General features: G+C 64.3%; 15 protein-coding genes. 7 read left to right on the top strand and 8 right to left on the bottom strand.

Annotation, left to right across the window (positions count from 1 at the left end; translation table 11 throughout):
• The first annotated feature begins 64 nt into the window (after positions 1-64).
• Positions 65-961 carry a DMT family transporter gene (locus XH88_RS05010; protein ID WP_271614284.1) on the top strand — a complete coding sequence of 299 codons (897 nt, stop codon included), beginning with the start codon at positions 65-67 and terminating at the stop codon, positions 959-961.
• Positions 962-1,583: 622 nt separating this feature from the next.
• The gene (locus XH88_RS05015) at positions 1,584-2,081 is read left to right on the top strand and encodes a GDSL-type esterase/lipase family protein (RefSeq protein ID WP_271614285.1); all 498 of its coding nucleotides are present in this window, start codon (positions 1,584-1,586) and stop codon (positions 2,079-2,081) included.
• 75 nt (positions 2,082-2,156) lie between these two features.
• Here XH88_RS05015 and XH88_RS05020 read toward each other — a convergent pair whose 3' ends face one another.
• Entirely contained in the window at positions 2,157-3,296 is a 1,140-nt protein-coding gene (locus XH88_RS05020) for a helix-turn-helix transcriptional regulator (RefSeq protein WP_271614286.1), read from the bottom strand.
• A gap of 438 nt (positions 3,297-3,734) precedes the next feature.
• On the opposite strand from XH88_RS05020, the gene XH88_RS05025 reads away from it, so the two are divergent.
• Positions 3,735-4,694, top strand: coding sequence for a helix-turn-helix transcriptional regulator (locus tag XH88_RS05025; RefSeq protein ID WP_271614287.1), 960 nt, complete (start codon positions 3,735-3,737; stop codon positions 4,692-4,694).
• Between the two features lie 19 nt (positions 4,695-4,713).
• Here the strand turns inward: XH88_RS05025 and XH88_RS05030 are convergent, their stop codons facing one another.
• The 3 genes from XH88_RS05030 to XH88_RS05040 form a co-directional block, all read right to left on the bottom strand.
• The gene (locus XH88_RS05030) at positions 4,714-6,966 is read right to left on the bottom strand and encodes a CHASE3 domain-containing protein (RefSeq protein ID WP_271614288.1); all 2,253 of its coding nucleotides are present in this window, start codon (positions 6,964-6,966) and stop codon (positions 4,714-4,716) included.
• A complete protein-coding gene (locus XH88_RS05035; protein WP_271614289.1) occupies positions 6,963-7,382 on the bottom strand; it encodes a response regulator in 420 nt (139 codons plus the stop codon). Before XH88_RS05035 ends, XH88_RS05030 begins: the two co-directional genes overlap by 4 nt.
• 374 nt (positions 7,383-7,756) lie before the next feature.
• Entirely contained in the window at positions 7,757-8,338 is a 582-nt protein-coding gene (locus XH88_RS05040; protein WP_271614290.1) for a BA14K family protein, read from the bottom strand.
• Between the two features lie 242 nt (positions 8,339-8,580).
• Here XH88_RS05040 and XH88_RS05045 point away from each other — a divergent pair, with 242 nt between their 5' ends.
• A complete protein-coding gene (locus tag XH88_RS05045) occupies positions 8,581-8,988 on the top strand; it encodes an NADH:ubiquinone oxidoreductase subunit NDUFA12 (protein ID WP_271614291.1) in 408 nt (135 codons plus the stop codon).
• 476 nt (positions 8,989-9,464) lie between these two features.
• Here the strand turns inward: XH88_RS05045 and XH88_RS05050 are convergent, their stop codons facing one another.
• Positions 9,465-10,151, bottom strand: a complete 687-nt coding sequence (locus XH88_RS05050; RefSeq protein WP_271614292.1) for a DJ-1/PfpI family protein — start codon at positions 10,149-10,151, stop codon at positions 9,465-9,467.
• 91 nt (positions 10,152-10,242) lie between these two features.
• Between XH88_RS05050 and XH88_RS05055 the strand changes: the two genes are divergently transcribed.
• Positions 10,243-11,181, top strand: coding sequence for a GlxA family transcriptional regulator (locus XH88_RS05055; RefSeq protein ID WP_271614293.1), 939 nt, complete (start codon positions 10,243-10,245; stop codon positions 11,179-11,181).
• Positions 11,182-11,196: 15 nt separating this feature from the next.
• Here the strand turns inward: XH88_RS05055 and bla are convergent, their stop codons facing one another.
• Positions 11,197-12,081 carry a class A beta-lactamase gene (gene bla, locus XH88_RS05060; RefSeq protein WP_271614367.1) on the bottom strand — a complete coding sequence of 295 codons (885 nt, stop codon included), beginning with the start codon at positions 12,079-12,081 and terminating at the stop codon, positions 11,197-11,199.
• A 120-nt stretch (positions 12,082-12,201) separates the two neighbouring features.
• Between bla and XH88_RS05065 the strand changes: the two genes are divergently transcribed.
• Complete coding sequence (locus tag XH88_RS05065; protein WP_271614368.1) at positions 12,202-13,083, top strand: LysR family transcriptional regulator; 882 nt, start codon at positions 12,202-12,204, stop codon at positions 13,081-13,083.
• Positions 13,084-13,103: 20 nt separating this feature from the next.
• Here XH88_RS05065 and XH88_RS05070 read toward each other — a convergent pair whose 3' ends face one another.
• The gene (locus XH88_RS05070; RefSeq protein WP_271614294.1) at positions 13,104-14,114 is read right to left on the bottom strand and encodes a Na+-dependent transporter; all 1,011 of its coding nucleotides are present in this window, start codon (positions 14,112-14,114) and stop codon (positions 13,104-13,106) included.
• Between the two features lie 201 nt (positions 14,115-14,315).
• Between XH88_RS05070 and XH88_RS05075 the strand changes: the two genes are divergently transcribed.
• Positions 14,316-15,332 (top strand): DUF2155 domain-containing protein, encoded by a 1,017-nt coding sequence (locus XH88_RS05075; protein WP_271614295.1) that lies wholly within the window; start codon positions 14,316-14,318, stop codon positions 15,330-15,332.
• Between the two features lie 7 nt (positions 15,333-15,339).
• Here the strand turns inward: XH88_RS05075 and aat are convergent, their stop codons facing one another.
• Positions 15,340-16,020: a leucyl/phenylalanyl-tRNA--protein transferase gene (gene aat / locus XH88_RS05080; RefSeq protein ID WP_271614296.1), complete on the bottom strand. Its 681-nt coding sequence runs from the start codon at positions 16,018-16,020 to the stop codon at positions 15,340-15,342.
• Between the last annotated feature and the right edge of the window lie 8 nt (positions 16,021-16,028).

Genomic DNA, 16,028 nt, shown 5'->3' on the forward strand with positions numbered 1-16,028 from the left:
CCGAGGTGGTAGTCCGCCAAGCGAATCCGCGCCAAGCTGAGTTCGATTTTGCCGGATACCCCACATGCTTGATTCGACCAGGCCGGTGCAGCGCCCGCGCATCGCCCCGGCCGGCCTGATGTTCCTCGCGATCACTTCGATCGGCTGGGGCTTCAATTGGCCGGTCACCAAATTTCTGATCGGCGAGTTGCCGCCGCTCACCTTGCGCGGCGTCACCGGCGTGTTCGGGGCGATTCTGCTTGCCGCGCTGGCGCTGCTGCGCGGCGACAGCCTGAAGGTCGCCTCCGCGATCTGGCCGCGGCTGATGACGGCCGCCATCCTTAACGTCACCGGCTGGATGGTGCTGATGGGGCTGGCGCTGCTCTGGCTGCCGGCGAGCGAGGCGGCGCTGATCGCCTACACCATGCCGGTCTGGGCCTCGCTGATCGCCTGGCCCGTGCTCGGCGAACGGCCGACGCTGCTGCGCACGCTGGGTCTGGTGATGGCCTTTGCCGGTCTCGCCTCGATCATGGGCGGCAACGGCATCGCCGCCAGCGCCGAGAAGCTGCCAGGGATCATCATGGCGCTGTGCGGCGCGCTCGGCTTTGCCGTCGGCACGGTGTTCTCGAAGAAATACCCGATCCATCTGCCGCCGATCACGGCCGCGGCCTGGCAGATCGGGATCGGCTGCCTGCCGATCTCGATCGTGGGCCTGCTCGTCGAGACCTCGCATCTGGACAAGGTGACGCCGGTCGGCTGGTGGCTGCTGATTTATTCGACCGTGGTCCAGTTCTGCATCGCCTATGTCAGCTGGTTCGCCGCGCTCACCCGCCTGCCAGCCTCGGTCGCCGCGATCGGCACCATGGCGGTGCCGGTCATCGGCGTCGTGGCGTCCGCGATCGCGCTGCACGAGCCGCTGGGGCCCGGGCAGATCGCCTCGCTGGTCTTCACGCTGGCGGCGGTGGTGCTGGCGACGCGGTAGCTAAGTGGGGCGGCGTTGTCGGGCAGCCCTGCCTGTACAGCCGAGCCATTCAACTTACGCGCCGCCAATCTCGATCAGATGCGTCAGGCCCGTTTCATGCCTGCCGAGGTGCAGCAGATCCAGGTCGAAGCCGGCGGCTTCCACGATTCGCTTGACGTCAGCTTCGGACCGATGGATCAGCCTCCAACCGGCTATTGCCTCCATCCAGACCCGAAACGGATTTTCCTCGCCTATGTTCGTGACAGCACCGAGCCGCCGGCCTTGACGGCGCGCTCACGCAGTTCTTTCAGAAGGAAAACGATCGAATCGACCTCGTCGGCACCTTGGATCCCTTCACGAGAAGCTCGATCGTTTCGAAGTCGCGGGGATAACCTCCCGGCCACTCGCGTAGCCTCTGAACGAACGACGATTGCGCCTGGAGTTCGGCGGCCGGCATCAATGCTTCCTGAACGTCCGGGGCTCTCCACCGATCAGGCGGAAGCAAGGCCAGTTCGGCGCGGAGTCGCCGGATAGCCCATCTGGGTCATGCCGCGTCGGCCAAGCCGGTGAGACTTCTCGTCGACCGAATGAGTCAACCGCCCGCGAACTGGAGCAAGCCGTGAATCATTGTCAAAAAAGTCGGATGAAAGCTGCCCTTTGGGCTGTCGTCTTTCTCGTTGCTCAGGCCGTTTGCGCGACGTCCTCGCATGCTCAGATCGTTGCGCTCGGCGCCAGCGTCGTTCAAGGCTATGGCGTCTCAGCCGGCGAAGCGTTCCCGTCGGTTCTCGAAAAAATGCTGCAAGCGAAGGGGAAGAACTACACCGTCAGCAATCAGGGAGTTTATGGAGACACGACGTCTGGCGTCCTGGCAAGGCTCGACAGCGCGGTGCCTCAAGGCACCCGGATCGTCATTTTGCTGATTGGCGGTAACGACATTCGCCGCGGCAGAACCGTGCAACAGGCAATGGCTGGCTACAGGGAGATTGTTGCGAGGCTGAACGCGCGGAAAATACGTGTCATCGACGCAAAGCCATACTATTGGGCAGCGAGAAAGCAAGGCATGGCGCTGCCTGACGGCGTCCATCTCAATGCAGCAGGCCAGCGCTATATCGCCAGCCAGTTGTTGCCTCGCATAGACTAGCTAAAATTCCCCTCGTCGTATTGCGAATTGATCGTGTGTTCCGCGAGGAAGCGACCACGAGGCGATGGCCGATGATCAGCGTAGTACCAGCTTCGCCAACAAGGTGGCCAATTCGCTTTGGCGGGACACACCTACTTTTAGGAACACGCGCTTGAGCACAGTACGAGCCGTTTCCTCCGCGATGCCAAGCCGGTCAGCGGCTTCTTTGGGCGGAAGACCCGATCCTACCATGGCCGCGATCCGCGCTTCCCCTAGCGTCAGCCCAAGCACGTCGCGGACAACGGCTGGATCGGCGGGCTCATCAAGCTTTTGTTCGATCGCAAGTACGATTGCGCGCGTGTGGGTGAGAAACTGTTCGGCCAGGCTGGTCCGTAGCGCAACCGGCAGCAGATAAACTACCAACCTGCGTTCGGCCCCGCTGGAGTGAACGAAGATTGGCCTCGGCTCGTCGAGCAGCTCACGCGGCTCGCGGCGGAGCGTGCGTGCGATGGCTTGATCAATCGTCTCGCGGGTATCGCCGGTGCCGATGCGCAATCGTTCATGAACCAGCTGCAATTGATCTCCGGCCAATCGCTCTCCGACCGGATTGGAGAAGACCACTCGGCCCAGTGAATCCAGGCCAAAGACGCCGATCCCGATGCGGGCCAGCGCTTCGCCAAGACCAACCTTGGCAAGCTCGGCATCGAGCAATCGGATCGACAGACGCAGCGACTTCTCGATGTGCCGGCCTATTCTGCCGAGCGTTTCGAGTTCGTCGTCCGAATATTCGTATTGATCGGCATGGCGTTGCATGCTGAGGATAACGCCAACATGCGGGTCGGGCGATACGGCAACGCAGCCAAATGGCCCAAGACCGTGCCGCGCCCTGAACTGTGCGAAGAAGGGGTCACCCTCGATCTCTTCCTTCGACACGAGATGCCGGGTCGTAAAGGGCTCCCCATTGAAAAAGTAACCGCGCTCAGTGGCCCGGAGCGCCGCCAGATCGCGACGCGTCCAACCGCTTTCTTCGTAGTCCCGTTGCGCTTCGACGAGCCTCTCTGACACGAGAGAACCGAAGGAGCCGTCATCCCGACGCCAAAGCAGCAGGGCGCCGACATCCTTGAAGCAATCCGCAATCGCACCCAGCGCTCGCGGCCACTGCGACGGATCCGGCGCCGCATCGTAAATGGCTCCGATCGCCGTGAGCAGCCGACCTTCCGGCGGAGCAGTGTTCACGAGAGCCGGCTCCGAACAGCATTCTTCGCCAGAGGCAGATTTGGGCCCGGAGCCAATTCCATTTCCTTGAATAGGGCTCCTGTCCCCTCAAATTGCACAAATCTTACGCAGATCGACAAAGCCTCTCCGGTCACCATCTCCACCCCCAAGGCTGTTCAGACCAGCATACCACAAATGGGGCATGCCCCGACTCGGCGGATTCATAAAATCAGGGGCTTAGCTTGGCGACTGAAGGCTAGGTTTCGCGGCAATTGAATGGTTCATCAAGCGGTCGAGTTGCCTGCGATTTCGCGGATCCATGCCGAATTGGGTGAAGCGGCTGTCGACCCCGGTCGGTGGAGAGGTCTGCTTGAGGAGATGAGTCGCGCCGTCGGCGCTGAGGGGGCCAGCCTCAGGCAAGCCGGAGTTCGAACTTCGGACGTTCCCTACACGGCTTCCATGGAGGATTTGACCAAGGTCTACTTCAAGGAAGGTTGGCACCTGCGCGACACACGCGTCCGTCGTGTCCAAAGTCTCTTTACCTCTTCGCGTCCCGTTGCTCCCGCCTTCTGTGACTCGGACATGTTCAGTTACGAGGAGATGCAGCGGCTGTTCCGCAAAGATGCGTATTTCAACGACTTTCTTCGGCTGGGAAAGCTGAAATGGGGAGGTTGGATTCGGTTCCCGGTCATGGGGCAGCCCTGGCTGGTGGCCTTTCAACGAACTGCCGCCCAGGGGCCGTTCGAACGGGACGACATGCTTCGACTGGCGCCGCTTGCACAAGCTTTGACTGAGGTTGCCGACCTGTCGGCTGCCGTAGGACGATCGGTGCTGACAGGCGTACTCGACGGTCTCCTTCTGGTGCAATTGCCTGCGCTGGCGCTCGATCGAAACGGCCTCGTCCTGGGAGTCAACGCGGGCGCCGATGCTGTTTTCGACTCCGACCTTCGGGTGCATAACTCCCGCCTGGTCATTCGGGACGAAAAAGCGCGCCAAGAGCTCGATCGCATGACGTCCGACGCCGCAAACGACGGCGACCTTCTTCACCGCGTGAAAGGCCGCACAGAGCGTGTGATCATTGCCAGGCGTGAGACCAAGAAACCGATCTTGTTGAAGGTGTTGCCGGTCCATAGAGCGGCAAGCACTCCTTTTCTCGGAGCGAAGTTTATCGTCACGCTGACAGACTTGGAGGGGGCGCAACGGTCGTCTCTGGACGTTGTTTCGGAAGCGTTCTCACTGACTCCTGCCGAAGCAAAGGTGGGCGTGATGGTTGCAACCGGCGCATCCCCCTACGAGATTGCACGCAAGCTCCAAGTCTCACGAGAAACCGTGCGAAACCAAATCAAAGCCATCTTCGCCAAGACCGGTACACATCGGCAAAGCGAGCTCGCAGCATTGATATCCAGGGTTCAATTGTGAATACTGCGCGGCGACTGATCTAGCTCGCCGTCCCCCCGCCCAGCGCCTTCCGGATCATCTCGGCGAGCTGGTTGCGGCGGTAGGGCTTGGTCAGCAGCACCACGCCGTCATCGAGCTTGCCGTGATGGACGATGGCGTTGTCGGTGTAGCCGGAGGTGTAGAGAACCTTGATGCCCGGCCGGCGCCTGGCGATCTCCTCGGCGAGCTCGCGTCCGCTCATGCCGCCGGGGATGACGACGTCGGTGAAGAGCAGGTCGAAGGCCTGGCCGGCCTCGATCAACTCCAGTGCGGCCTTGCTGTCGGCGGCGGCGACCGTCTTGTAGCCGAGGCTCTGGAGCTGCGCGGTGACGAAGTTGCGCACCAGCTCGTCGTCCTCGACGACAAAGATGGTCTCGGCGCCGCCGGCCGCGGGCATCGCCGTGGACCCCGTCACCTCCGTGATGCCTTCGCCCGGCGGCAGATAGAGCTTGATCGTGGTGCCGTGGCCTTCCTCGCTGTAGATCTTGATGTGGCCGCCCGACTGCTTGACGAAGCCATAGACCATGGAGAGGCCGAGACCCGATCCCTTGCCGACCTCCTTGGTGGTGAAGAACGGCTCGAACGCCTTCTCCTGGACGCTCTGTGGCATGCCGGTGCCGGTATCGCTGACGGCGAGCATCACGTACGGACCGGGCCGCACGTCGACATTGGCCTGTGCGTAGGCCTCGTCCAGCACGATCCGGTGGGTTTCGAGCAGCAGCTTGCCGCCGTTCGGCATGGCGTCGCGGGCGTTGATGGCCATGTTGAGCACGGCATTGGCGAGGCGCGACGGATCGATATGCGCGGTCATCGGTCCCTGTTCCAGGACCGTCTCGATCTGGATCTGCTCGCCGAGGGTGGGGCGCAGGAGCTTTGCGATGTCGGCGATGGCGGCGTTGATCTCGACGTCGTGCGGCTGCAGCGGCTGTTTTCGCGCGAAGGCGAGGAGGTGCTGAATCAGCTCGGCACAGCGCTCGGCGGCATCGTCGATCAGGCGTGCCGTGCGCTGCAGCTCGGGCTGCTCCTTCAGGCTCGCCACCAGCGTCTCGGTGTTGCCCGAGATCACGGTGAGCATGTTGTTGAAGTCGTGGGCGACGCCGCCGGTCAGCTTGCCGATTGCATCGAGCTTCTGCGACTGCTGCAGCTGCCGCTCGGTTTCGCGCGAGGCGGTCGCATCATGATAGACCAGTACGGCACCAGAGATGTTGCCTTGCCCGTCGCGCATCGGCCGGCCGCTGACCATCAGATGGCGCACATTGTTGCCGCTGTGCGGGCGGACGATCATCTCCAACTCTTCGAACTCGTCGCCGCGCAGCACGCGGACGGATGGCAGCTCGTCGGCCTTGAGCGGCGTGACGCCGTCGCCGTGGAAGACGTCGGAGAGCGCGCGCAGATTGCGCAGGTTCATGCCGGCGCGGTGCAACAGCATGCGCTCCGCCGCCGGATTGGACAAGAGCACGGTGCCTTCCCTGTCGATTACCAGCACCGCCTCCGCCATGCTGCGGAACGTGCTCTGGAGCACGTTGACCGACAGTCGCAGCTCGTCATGGGCGGTGACGAGGTGCTCGGTACGTTCGGCCACGGCGGCCTCGAGAGCCGCCTTGGCAGCCTGCGTTTGTTCGAGCGAACTTTGAAGCTGCACTGTGGTGCGCTGGCTCTCGCGTATCACCATGATGACCAGCAGCAGGATCACCAGGGCGCCGGCGACGTCGATGCCGAGCAGCACGATGCCGGTGCGGCGCGAATCCTGCGAACGCGCGCTGAGCAAGCGTTCTTCTCCGGCACTCAGACGGTCGAGATTGGCCATGACCGTGTCCATCAGGCCACGTCCTTCGGCTTTGCCGTTGAGCGCGGCAATGCCGGCCTCGTCATTCGCCGCGCGCATGCGCATCGCCTCCGCGGCGACTTCGATCCGACGCAGCGCCAGCGGTTCGGTGCCCTCCAGAAGTGCGACCTGGTCGGGATTGTCGCGGACGGCCCGCTTGAGGTTGGCCAGCGCGGGCGCGAGCGCGCCCCGCGCCGCCTGGAACTCGTCGGTGAAGGCCGGGCTGCGATAGAGCTCGAAGCCACGTGCCGCACTCTCGGAGCGGCGCATCAGAACGCGCAGATCCGAGATCTGCTTCAGCACCTCGACCGTGTGATTGACCCAGGCCGTATTCGACCGCGACTTGACATCGAGGCCGATCGAGGCGGCGGTGATGATCAGGAGGATCGCAAGTCCAGCACCGAGAATGACGCGCTGCGAGGGGATCAAGGGGCCTCTTTCTTGTCCTTCTCTGCGCTGTCGCCGGAACCGGCGAGGCATTCCCGGATCGTCGTCAACAGCGCCTCGGGCGTGAACGGCTTGCGCAGGCAGCGCATCGCACCGAGCTCGAGTGCCATGCGGAGGAAGTCCGGCGAGGGTGAGGCGGACGAGGCGAAGGCGTAGCCCGACATGGCGATCAGCGGAATCGCCGGCGCGCGCTCGTGAAAGATGCGGATGGATTCGAAGCCGCGCATGTGCGGCATGAAGATATCAACCAGCATCACATCGAACGTCTGCGCTTCGAGCGCAGCCAGTCCCGCCTCGCCGCCATCCGTCAACGTGACGTCAAAGCCCTGACGCTGCAGGAGGACCTCGATAGTCGCGCCGACCATCGGATCGTCGTCTACCACGAGGATGCGCGGCATGACATTTCCCAGTAAATCGAAGTCCCCACAATGTCTGGTGATATAGGCGAATCGTGCGCCGGGTCAATTTTGGATTGGGGCAGGAGGGATATGCACGGCGCAATGCATAGCGCCTCGTGAGTTCCGAACATTAGCTGCAGGCCGCAAGCTAGTGGCCCAGGCGAATTTCCTCGGAATTCAATAACAGGTTGAGGCAAATCCGCGTGACCTGCGAAGCCGCACCAAGCCGTGCACGAGCAGGGAGCGAGGAAGATCACCCAGTCCATCGTTGGCGCGGGCCCGATCGCCGGCACTTGCAGCAAACCCGAGGCGGCCAAATTAAGGGCGGCGCCCTCAAGCCGGGCGCCGCCCAGGAAGACGGTCTTCAGGCCGCGTTACGGGCAGGGATGGCGCAGGCCGTCATAGCCGAGATAGGTACCTGACGCCGGGTCGTAGGACCGATAGCGCTGGGCGCAGTAGGCCGACCAATCGCCGCCCGCGTCGGGCACCACGGCGACGGCTACACCATCGTCGTAATAACCGTCGTCATAGTAGGAATCGTCGTAATACGGACCGCCGTAATAGGCGTAGGAGCCGAGACTGCCGATCGCAGCGCCCGCCGCGAAGCCGGGCCAGAACCCGCCATGGTGATGATGGCGCCAGCCTCCGTTCCAGGTGCCACCATTCCAGCTCCTGCCGTTCCAGCTGCCGGATGAAGCGGTCGCGAAGCTGCGGGTGCCGCTAACGGTTGGTGTCGCGCCGGCGCTGGGGGCTGTTAAACTGCCGCGGGAGACTCCGAAGCTGCCGCCGCCGAACTGCGCTCCGCCTCCGCTGAAGTGGCCGCCACCACCACCACCGAAGTGACCGCCGCCACCACCGGCGACAAGTCCGCCACGACTCTGGGCGAAGCTCGGCGTTGCCAGGGGCAGAGCCAGCGCGAGCGCTGCGGCTGCACTCAAAACTTTGAGACTGTGCATGTTCAAACTCCTTTCCCGGAAGCAAATCCCTTGAAGGGGCTGCAGTTCCCGGATCACGCCGGTTTGCGCTGCTGGAGCAGATTTCCATCTCGCCGCTGTATCCGGCATGAATGGACCAGGTCCGATCGGGGGGCAGTTTCGGCCGTGTCTCGCCGTTGGGGCAGGGCACGGTCGCGCCCGCCGAACTGGACATTTGGCCGTCCGGATGGCATCAGGACCCCACGAAGCAGGGCCCTTGCCGCATGAAACAGTTCTTTCTCAAGCTCTTCACCTGGTGGAACGGCCAGACCTTTGGCACCCAACTCTGGACCTCGAGGTTCGGGGAGTTGGTCGGCCAGGACGAGCAGGGCAACCGCTACTACCGCACCGCCGGCGGCAAGATCGACCCGACGCTCGGTTTCGAGCGGCGCTGGGTGATCTATAACGGCTATGCCGAGGCCAGCCGCATTCCGCCTGAATGGCACGGCTGGATCCATCACGTCGTCGACGTGCCGCCGACCGAGCTCAACTACCAGCCGCGCGAGTGGGAGAAGCCGCACCAGCCCAATCTCACCGGCACGGCGAAGGCCTACCGGCCCTCCGGCTCGACGCTCGCCAGCGGCAGGCGGCCGAAGGCAACCGGTGACTACCAGCCTTGGACGCCTGGCTAGAGCGACCGTTTCTCCGCAACACTGGATTGGATGCACACGCATCCTGACGACTTCGCTGTGGACAACGGGATCAGCGGGGATGCCGCCTGCCGGGCCGTTGCGCCGGCGCGAGCGATGCGGCTCAATGAACCCATCTTACGGAGATGGGAAACCATCGCGTTCGGTTCGGGCAACAGTTCGCGACTGACCCGAAATGCAGCGGCCGCCGAGGAAGGACTCGATCGGGAGATAGGCCCCCGGTCTGGAAGCTCCGAAATCGCCCGATGAGAATGTGCGCCGCCGTGAGACAGGAAAGGCCGCTTGGGAAACCGAGCGGCCTTTTTCTTTGTCCGATCTCGTGCCCCGGACGCAGCGCAGCGCTCCTTCAGCGGTGCGCTGTAGAGCCGGCCCCATCTCACCGCTGCTGTGTTACATTCTGGCTCCCGGCTCTGCGCAGCAGCGCAAGAGCGCTGCAGCGCGTCCGGGACACGAGTAAGCTACATCACCCGCTCGGCTGCACGCCTGGCGGCATCGAGGCGCCGGGCTTGCCCTGGCGCAACCCGCTCCTTCATCAGCGCGAGCACCTCGGCTGGAGCCGTCTCCGGCGAGCCGGCATTGAAGGGCGGCGCGGGATTGTATTCGAGGCGGAGCTGAATGGCCTCTGCGGTGGTGCGATCGACCAGCAGCGAGACCAGCTTCAAGGCGAAATCGATTCCGGCCGTGACTCCGCCGCCGGTCACGCGATTGCGATCAATGCAGACGCGCGTCTTCGTCGGCGTCGCACCGAACAGCGGCAGCATCTCCATCGCACTCCAGTGGGTGGCGGCATTGTAGCCCTTCAGGAGCCCGGCCGCGCCGAGCACCAGCGACCCCGTGCAGACCGAGGTGACGAATTTGGCGCCGGCTGCCTGCTTCCGCACGAAGGCGAGGGTCTCCTCATCGTTGAGGAGGGCGTCGGTGCCGAAGCCGCCGGGAATGCAGATGACATCCAGTTGCGGGCAGTCGGCGAAGGTCATGGTCGGCGTCAGCATCAGCACGGAATCGCTCGGCACCGGATCCAGCGTCTTCCAGATCAGGTGCACCGTCGCGCCGGGGACGGACGCGAACACCTGCAACGGACCGGTGAAGTCGAGCTGGGTGACGCGCGGGAACACCAAAAGTCCGATCTGGAGCGGTGCCGACATGAGAGCCTCCAATGAAAAGCTTGACCGGCGCAAATTGGCATGATGCCCTTCTGTCCAAAATGGCGTATTTCCCTCACTTTCGGACATGAGCATGATCGGCATCCTGATCTTCCCGGATTTTCAATTGCTCGATGCGGCCGGCCCGATCTCGGTGTTCGAGATCGCCGCACGCGCCAGCGGCAAGCCGCTTGCGCTGCGGGTGCTGGCCCTGAACGCAGGCGCCGTGCGCTCGTCGTCCGGCGTCGAGATGATGGCGCGCGATTTCAAGTCGGCGCATGCGATCACGACGCTCGTCGTGGCGGGCGGTTCGGGCGTGGCGGCTCCGGCGCGTTGTCCCACCACGCTCGCCTTCGTGCAGCGGCTGGCGAAGCGCGGCGTGCGGATCGCCAGCGTCTGTTCGGGGGCCTACGTGCTTGCGGAGGCCGGCCTGCTCGACGGCCGCCGCGCCACCACGCATTGGGGCCGCACGCGCGATTTCGTCGCGCGCTTTCCGAAGATCAAGTTCGAGCCCGACCAGATCTTTACCCGCGACGGCAATGTCTGGACGTCGGCCGGCATCAGTGCCGGTATCGACCTCGCGCTCGCGATGGTCACGGAAGATTACGGCGAGGAGATCGCGCAACAGACGGCGCGCCAGCTCGTGCTCTATCACCGCCGCAGCGGCGGCCAGTCGCAGTTCTCATCGCTCTTGGAGCTGAAGACGCCAAACGGCCGCTTCGGCGCGTTATTGTCCTGGGCGCGGGAAAATCTCGACGCACGGCTGACGGTGGAGGACCTTGCCGACCGCGCCGGCATGAGCGCGCGGCACTTTGCCCGCGCGTTTGCCGCGGAGACCGGTACGACGCCGTCAAAGGCGATCGAGCGGCTGCGGATCGAGGTCGCCCGCGAGCGCGTGCAGTCCTCGCGCGAGGCGATCGAACGCGTCGCGGAGACGACCGGTTTCGGCGATCCCGAGCGCATGCGCCGCGCCTTCATCCGCGCTTTCGGCCAGCCGCCGCAGGCACTGCGGCGCGCGGCACGGGCGGGGTAGGGCGGCCTACGATTGTCAGCCAAAGGCCTTGCCGACCTCCCGAGCGACCGATGCGATCACCTCATTACGTCCATTGGGGTCCAGCGTTGCACCGGTGAGGTAGACCGCGATGATGAGCGGCGAACGCTCGGGCGGCCATACGATGGCGACGTCATTGGTAGTGCCATGTTCACCTGCTCCGGTCTTGTCGCCGACACGCCAGCCTTGCGGCAGGCCGGCGCGCAAACGAGTATCGCCGGTCTTGTTGGCGATGAGCCATTGGCCGAGTTGCTCGCGATCTTCCGGGAGCAGGACGTCACCGAGCAGCAAACGGCGATAATTTGCGGCCATCGCATTCGGCGTCGTGGTGTCGCGGGGATCGCCCGGCGCGGCCTCGTTCAGCTCGGTTTCAATCCGGTCCAATCTCGTGATGTTGTCACCGAGACTCCGCGCAAAGCTGGTCAACCCGGCGGGGCCGCCGATATTTTTCAGAAGCGCGTTACCGGCCGTATTGTCGCTCAGGGTAATGGCAGCCTCGCAAAGTTCGCGAAGCGACATTCCTTCGCCGCCGACATGCTTGCTCGTGACCGGCGAGTACTCGACGAGATCGGCCTGTTCGATGCGAACCCGTCGTTCAAGGCCTGCCAGCTTGCTGCCTGCGGCTTTGAGGATTGCCGCTGAAGCCAGCACCTTGAATGTGCTGCACATGGGAAAGCGTTCGTCTCCCCTATGATGGATCGGAACGCCCGTATTCGTGTCGAGCACGGAGACGCCGAGCCGGCCTTCGCTCTTGAGTTCCAACTGCTTGATGGCTTCAATCAGCGGTGCCGTTGCGTCTGACGCCGCACCTGAGACGCTCGGCAGGAAGAGGCTTCCGGCGACCGCCAGTGCTGATGAGCCGAATTGACGTCGTGTGAGCATCGTGACCTCCCGTAAATTGCAGCGAGGTTTTGCGTCTGGCTCGGGCAATTGACAAACGATGCTTCGTAAGGCCATCCATAAGTAAAACTTGGATCAGAAGTGGCCCGCCGCCCCGCCAGCATTTCCAGCCTGCCCCTGAACGCGCTCCGCTCATTCGAAGCGGCGGCGCGCCACCTCAGCTTCACCAAGGCCGGTCTCGAACTTCGGGTGTCGCAGGCCGCCGTGAGCCAGCAGGTGCGGGCGCTTGAAGAGAGCCTGCGCGTCAAGCTCTTCAAGCGACTGACCCGCGGGCTTGCTCTCACGGAAGAAGGCGAGGCGCTGCAGCCCGTCATCTCGAGCGCCTTCAGCCAGATCAGCCAGGTGCTGGATCGGTTCGAGAATGGCCGCATGCGCGAGAGTCTCGCCATCGGCGTGGTCGGAACGTTCGCGTCCGGCTGGCTGCTTCCGCGCCTCGGGAGTTTCACCTCGAGCCATCCGCATATCGATGTCAGGATCTTCGCGAACAACAACCGTGTGGACCTCGGCGGCGAAGGATTGGACTACGCCATTCGATTTGGCGACGGCGCGTGGCACGGAACCAACGCCGAGCCTCTGGTCGAAGCGCATTTCACGCCGATGTGCGCGCCTGAAGTCGCCAAGCGCCTCAAAGCTCCGATCGATCTCCATAGGGAGGTGCTGTTGCGCTCGTATCGGCCGGGCGAATGGGCGCATTGGTTCGAGGTGGCAAAATGCAGGCAACCCCGAATGACAGGTCCAACCTTCGACTCATCGGTCTCCCTGGCGCATGCGGCGGCTCAGGGCACCGGAGTCGCACTGCTGCCCGTCGCGCTGTTTTCGGACGATCTGTCGCGCAAGCGGCTGGTTTGCCCCTATGACAGTCAAGCTTTTCTGGGATCCTATTGGCTCACGTCCCTGAAATCGAAAAAGCTCTCCCATGCGATGAAAGCGTTTCGCGACTGGATCCTGGCAGAGTGCAGGAAAAAGAGACGACGCAACCCCTAAGCTTCGCGAGATCCACGATGCTAACCAGAACTCGTGCCCGCGGTCGCGTCATCGGATATTTCCGCTCGCGCCGTCAGGCGCCGCGCAATTGGCATTAGCAAGTAGGGCGACAAGTGGATCGGAAACTGCGTCATTGCGAAATAGAGCCAGGTCGTTGGCGGCAGTGCTCCGGCGGTCGCCGCCAGCATCAGGCCCAGATTGCGCTGTGACACCATCAGCCCGAGCGCCAGCGCGCGCTCGGTGCCGATGCGGCGGAACAGCAGGGTCGTGATGGCGAGCAGCGTGAAATAGATCGCGAAGGACAGAACTGCGAGGCTGATGGTGAAGACCGGCCGCGCCGCCAGATCGGTCACGACGTCGCCCATGACGGCGGACGCGAAGATCAAGAGAATGATGATGTTGAATCCGTCGATCGGTTGCTTGTGGCGCCGGATCGCTTCCGCGCCGAACAGCCAGCGGATGACGGTCGCGGCCAGCAGCGATGCCGCGAGGATGCCGAGCAGCTTCAGGCCGAGCGTGAGCGGCGAGATGCTGAGCATGCCGCCGAGAAAAAGGCTCGCGAACAGCGACGCGCTGAAGGGCACGATCGCGGTCGCCGTGACCAGGGTGATCAGCACGAGTGTGGCATCGAGCCCCATCAGGGCGGCGAGCGCGGGTGAGGCCATCATCGGCGAGGCCATGCTCTGGAGCATCAGCGCCAGCGACAGGCCGGGCGCACGGTCGGTCAGACCGGTCGCATGTGCGATCAGTCCGACAATCAGGGGCACGGCGATCGTGGTCCAGACCGTGGCAGTCGCGACCAGCACCGGACGCCGCAGATGGCCGTACAGCGCCACGAGATCCACCCGCATGAAGGAGATGCACAGCAGAACGAGGATCGCCTCGGTGACATAGGGACGCAACAGCGCGCCGAGCGGCGGCACGGCGGCAGCAATGAACACGACGGATGCAACTGCACGCGTGCCCTGGCGGCCGAGCCAGGTCAGGCCGCGGAGGGGAAGGGCGACGATGATTTGGAGAACGGACGGCATGGATAGGGACGTTGTCAGCCCGACGGCTCGCGGGGTGGCCGGCGTCCTGGAACGCCTTGGGAGGGAGAAGAACCCCTGGGGACTATTCCATCCGTGGCCCGGTCTGGCCAGCCGGCGCCGGGCAGGGCAGGAATGCCGCCCTTTCCCCGCCGTATTCGGCGTGTTAACCGGGGGCCTGCGAGCGGCGGTATCCTCTATAGAATGTCCAACAAGCCCGATTCGCTGTTGAAGCCGCGCGAGATGTTCAAAACCTTTACCCTGACAGGCCTTGCGGCGCTGCTGGCCGCCACCGCGCTGACGGTTGCGACGCCTGCGCAGGCGCAGATCGGGACGATCTTCTCCGATCCACCGCCGCTGCGGCCGCCGGGGACCATCCCCCGTGGCGGGCAGCCGATGCCCCAGCCGACCCCCGACGATGACGAAGAGGTGCCCGAGCTGCCGCCGCAGGGCCGGGTGCTGCCGTCCCGCCCGATGCCGCCGCCGGGCCGCCAGGGCAATATCATGCCCGGGCCGGTCGAGAGCCAGCCGCTGGCACCGCCGCCGGGCACCACGATTGCGCCGCAGAACCAGCCGCCGGCTGCCGCGGTTGCGCCTGGCCAGCGCCAGCCCCAGCAGAAGGGCGCTCCGCAGCAGGGTGCTGTGCCGCAGGCCCCCGCGAGCCTCCAGCCGGGCGACGAGATCGTCACCGAACCGCCGGCGCAGAAGATCGTCAACAAGAAGGCGACCTTCTCCGGCCTCGACAAAATCACCGGCCGGATCATCAATTTCGACGAGGATATCGGCGAGACCGTGCAGTTCGGTGCGCTGCGGGTGAAGACCGATGCCTGCTACACACGGCCCGCGACGGAAGCGGCCAACACCGATGCCTTCGTCGAGGTCGACGAGATCACCTTGCAGGGCGAGGTGAAGCGGATCTTCTCCGGCTGGATGTTTGCCGCAAGTCCCGGTCTGCACGGCGTCGAGCACCCGATCTACGACATCTGGCTCACCGACTGCAAAGAGCCACAGCAGACCATTGCGACCGCGGCTCCGGATCCCGCGACCAAGCCCGCTCCGCCACCGCCGCCCCCGGCGCAGAAGAGGGCCCCCAAACAGGTCCAGCAGCGTCCGCCGCAGCCCTTACCGCCGTCACCGCAGCAGCCGCAGGCTGCTCCGCCGCCCCCGCCGCCGGAGCAGCGGCCGGGCCTGTTCGGTATCCCCGGTTTCGGTAGCCGGTAAACCTGATTTATTGCCGCGAGGCGATGATCTCGAGCGCGCGTGCGCCGGGGATCGTCGCACCATTGGACAATCGCAGAAAATCGCCCGGCTCGCCGGCGAGCGCCTTGTCGAGCAGCGCGGTGTAGCGGCGCCGCGAGATCTCTGTCGCACCAAAGCTCTTCAGATGCTCGGTGACGTATTGAGTGTCGAGCAGCTCGAAGCCACCATGGATCAACCGCGCGACCAGATGCACCAGCGCCACCTTGGAAGCGTCGCGCGCGGTGTGAAACATGCTCTCGCCGAAAAAGGCACGCCCGAGGCTGACGCCATAGAGGCCGCCGACAAGGTCGTCGCCCTGCCAGGCCTCGACGCTGTGGCAATGGCCGAGTTCGTGGAGGCCGCCATAGAGGTCGCGGATGCGCTTGTTGATCCAGGTGTCCTCGCGCCCCGCTTGCGGCGCCGCGCAGCCGGCGATCGTGGCCTTGAACGCGGTGTTGACGGTGACGCGAAACACGTCCGAGCGCACGGTGCGCGCCAGCCGCGAGGCGACGCGAAAACCATCGAGCGGGATCACGCCACGCATCTCCGGCTCGACCCAGAACAGGGTCGGGTCGTCGGCGCTCTCGGCCATGGGAAAGATACCGCAGGCATAAGCGCGCAGCAGCACGGCCGGCGTGATTTCAGATGAAGCGGAGTCGCGCGAAGTCATGGCGCCCG

This window comes from Bradyrhizobium sp. CCBAU 51627 (assembly GCF_028128765.1).
Lineage (GTDB): Bacteria > Pseudomonadota > Alphaproteobacteria > Rhizobiales > Xanthobacteraceae > Bradyrhizobium.

What these genes read in the sequence shown, in the direction of transcription:
- XH88_RS05025 (WP_271614287.1), top strand. Translation starts at nt 3,735, where the DNA reads ATGGAGGATTTGACCAAGGTCTACTTCAAGGAAGGTTGGCACCTGCGC.
- XH88_RS05055 (WP_271614293.1), top strand. Translation starts at nt 10,243, where the DNA reads ATGATCGGCATCCTGATCTTCCCGGATTTTCAATTGCTCGATGCGGCC.
- XH88_RS05070 (WP_271614294.1), bottom strand. Translation starts at nt 14,114, where the DNA reads ATGCCGTCCGTTCTCCAAATCATCGTCGCCCTTCCCCTCCGCGGCCTG.
- bla (WP_271614367.1), bottom strand. Translation starts at nt 12,081, where the DNA reads ATGCTCACACGACGTCAATTCGGCTCATCAGCACTGGCGGTCGCCGGA.
- XH88_RS05045 (WP_271614291.1), top strand. Translation starts at nt 8,581, where the DNA reads ATGAAACAGTTCTTTCTCAAGCTCTTCACCTGGTGGAACGGCCAGACC.
- XH88_RS05050 (WP_271614292.1), bottom strand. Translation starts at nt 10,151, where the DNA reads ATGTCGGCACCGCTCCAGATCGGACTTTTGGTGTTCCCGCGCGTCACC.
- XH88_RS05040 (WP_271614290.1), bottom strand. Translation starts at nt 8,338, where the DNA reads ATGCACAGTCTCAAAGTTTTGAGTGCAGCCGCAGCGCTCGCGCTGGCT.
- aat (WP_271614296.1), bottom strand. Translation starts at nt 16,020, where the DNA reads ATGACTTCGCGCGACTCCGCTTCATCTGAAATCACGCCGGCCGTGCTG.
- XH88_RS05010 (WP_271614284.1), top strand. Translation starts at nt 65, where the DNA reads ATGCTTGATTCGACCAGGCCGGTGCAGCGCCCGCGCATCGCCCCGGCC.
- XH88_RS05075 (WP_271614295.1), top strand. Translation starts at nt 14,316, where the DNA reads ATGTCCAACAAGCCCGATTCGCTGTTGAAGCCGCGCGAGATGTTCAAA.
- XH88_RS05035 (WP_271614289.1), bottom strand. Translation starts at nt 7,382, where the DNA reads ATGCCGCGCATCCTCGTGGTAGACGACGATCCGATGGTCGGCGCGACT.
- XH88_RS05015 (WP_271614285.1), top strand. Translation starts at nt 1,584, where the DNA reads ATGAAAGCTGCCCTTTGGGCTGTCGTCTTTCTCGTTGCTCAGGCCGTT.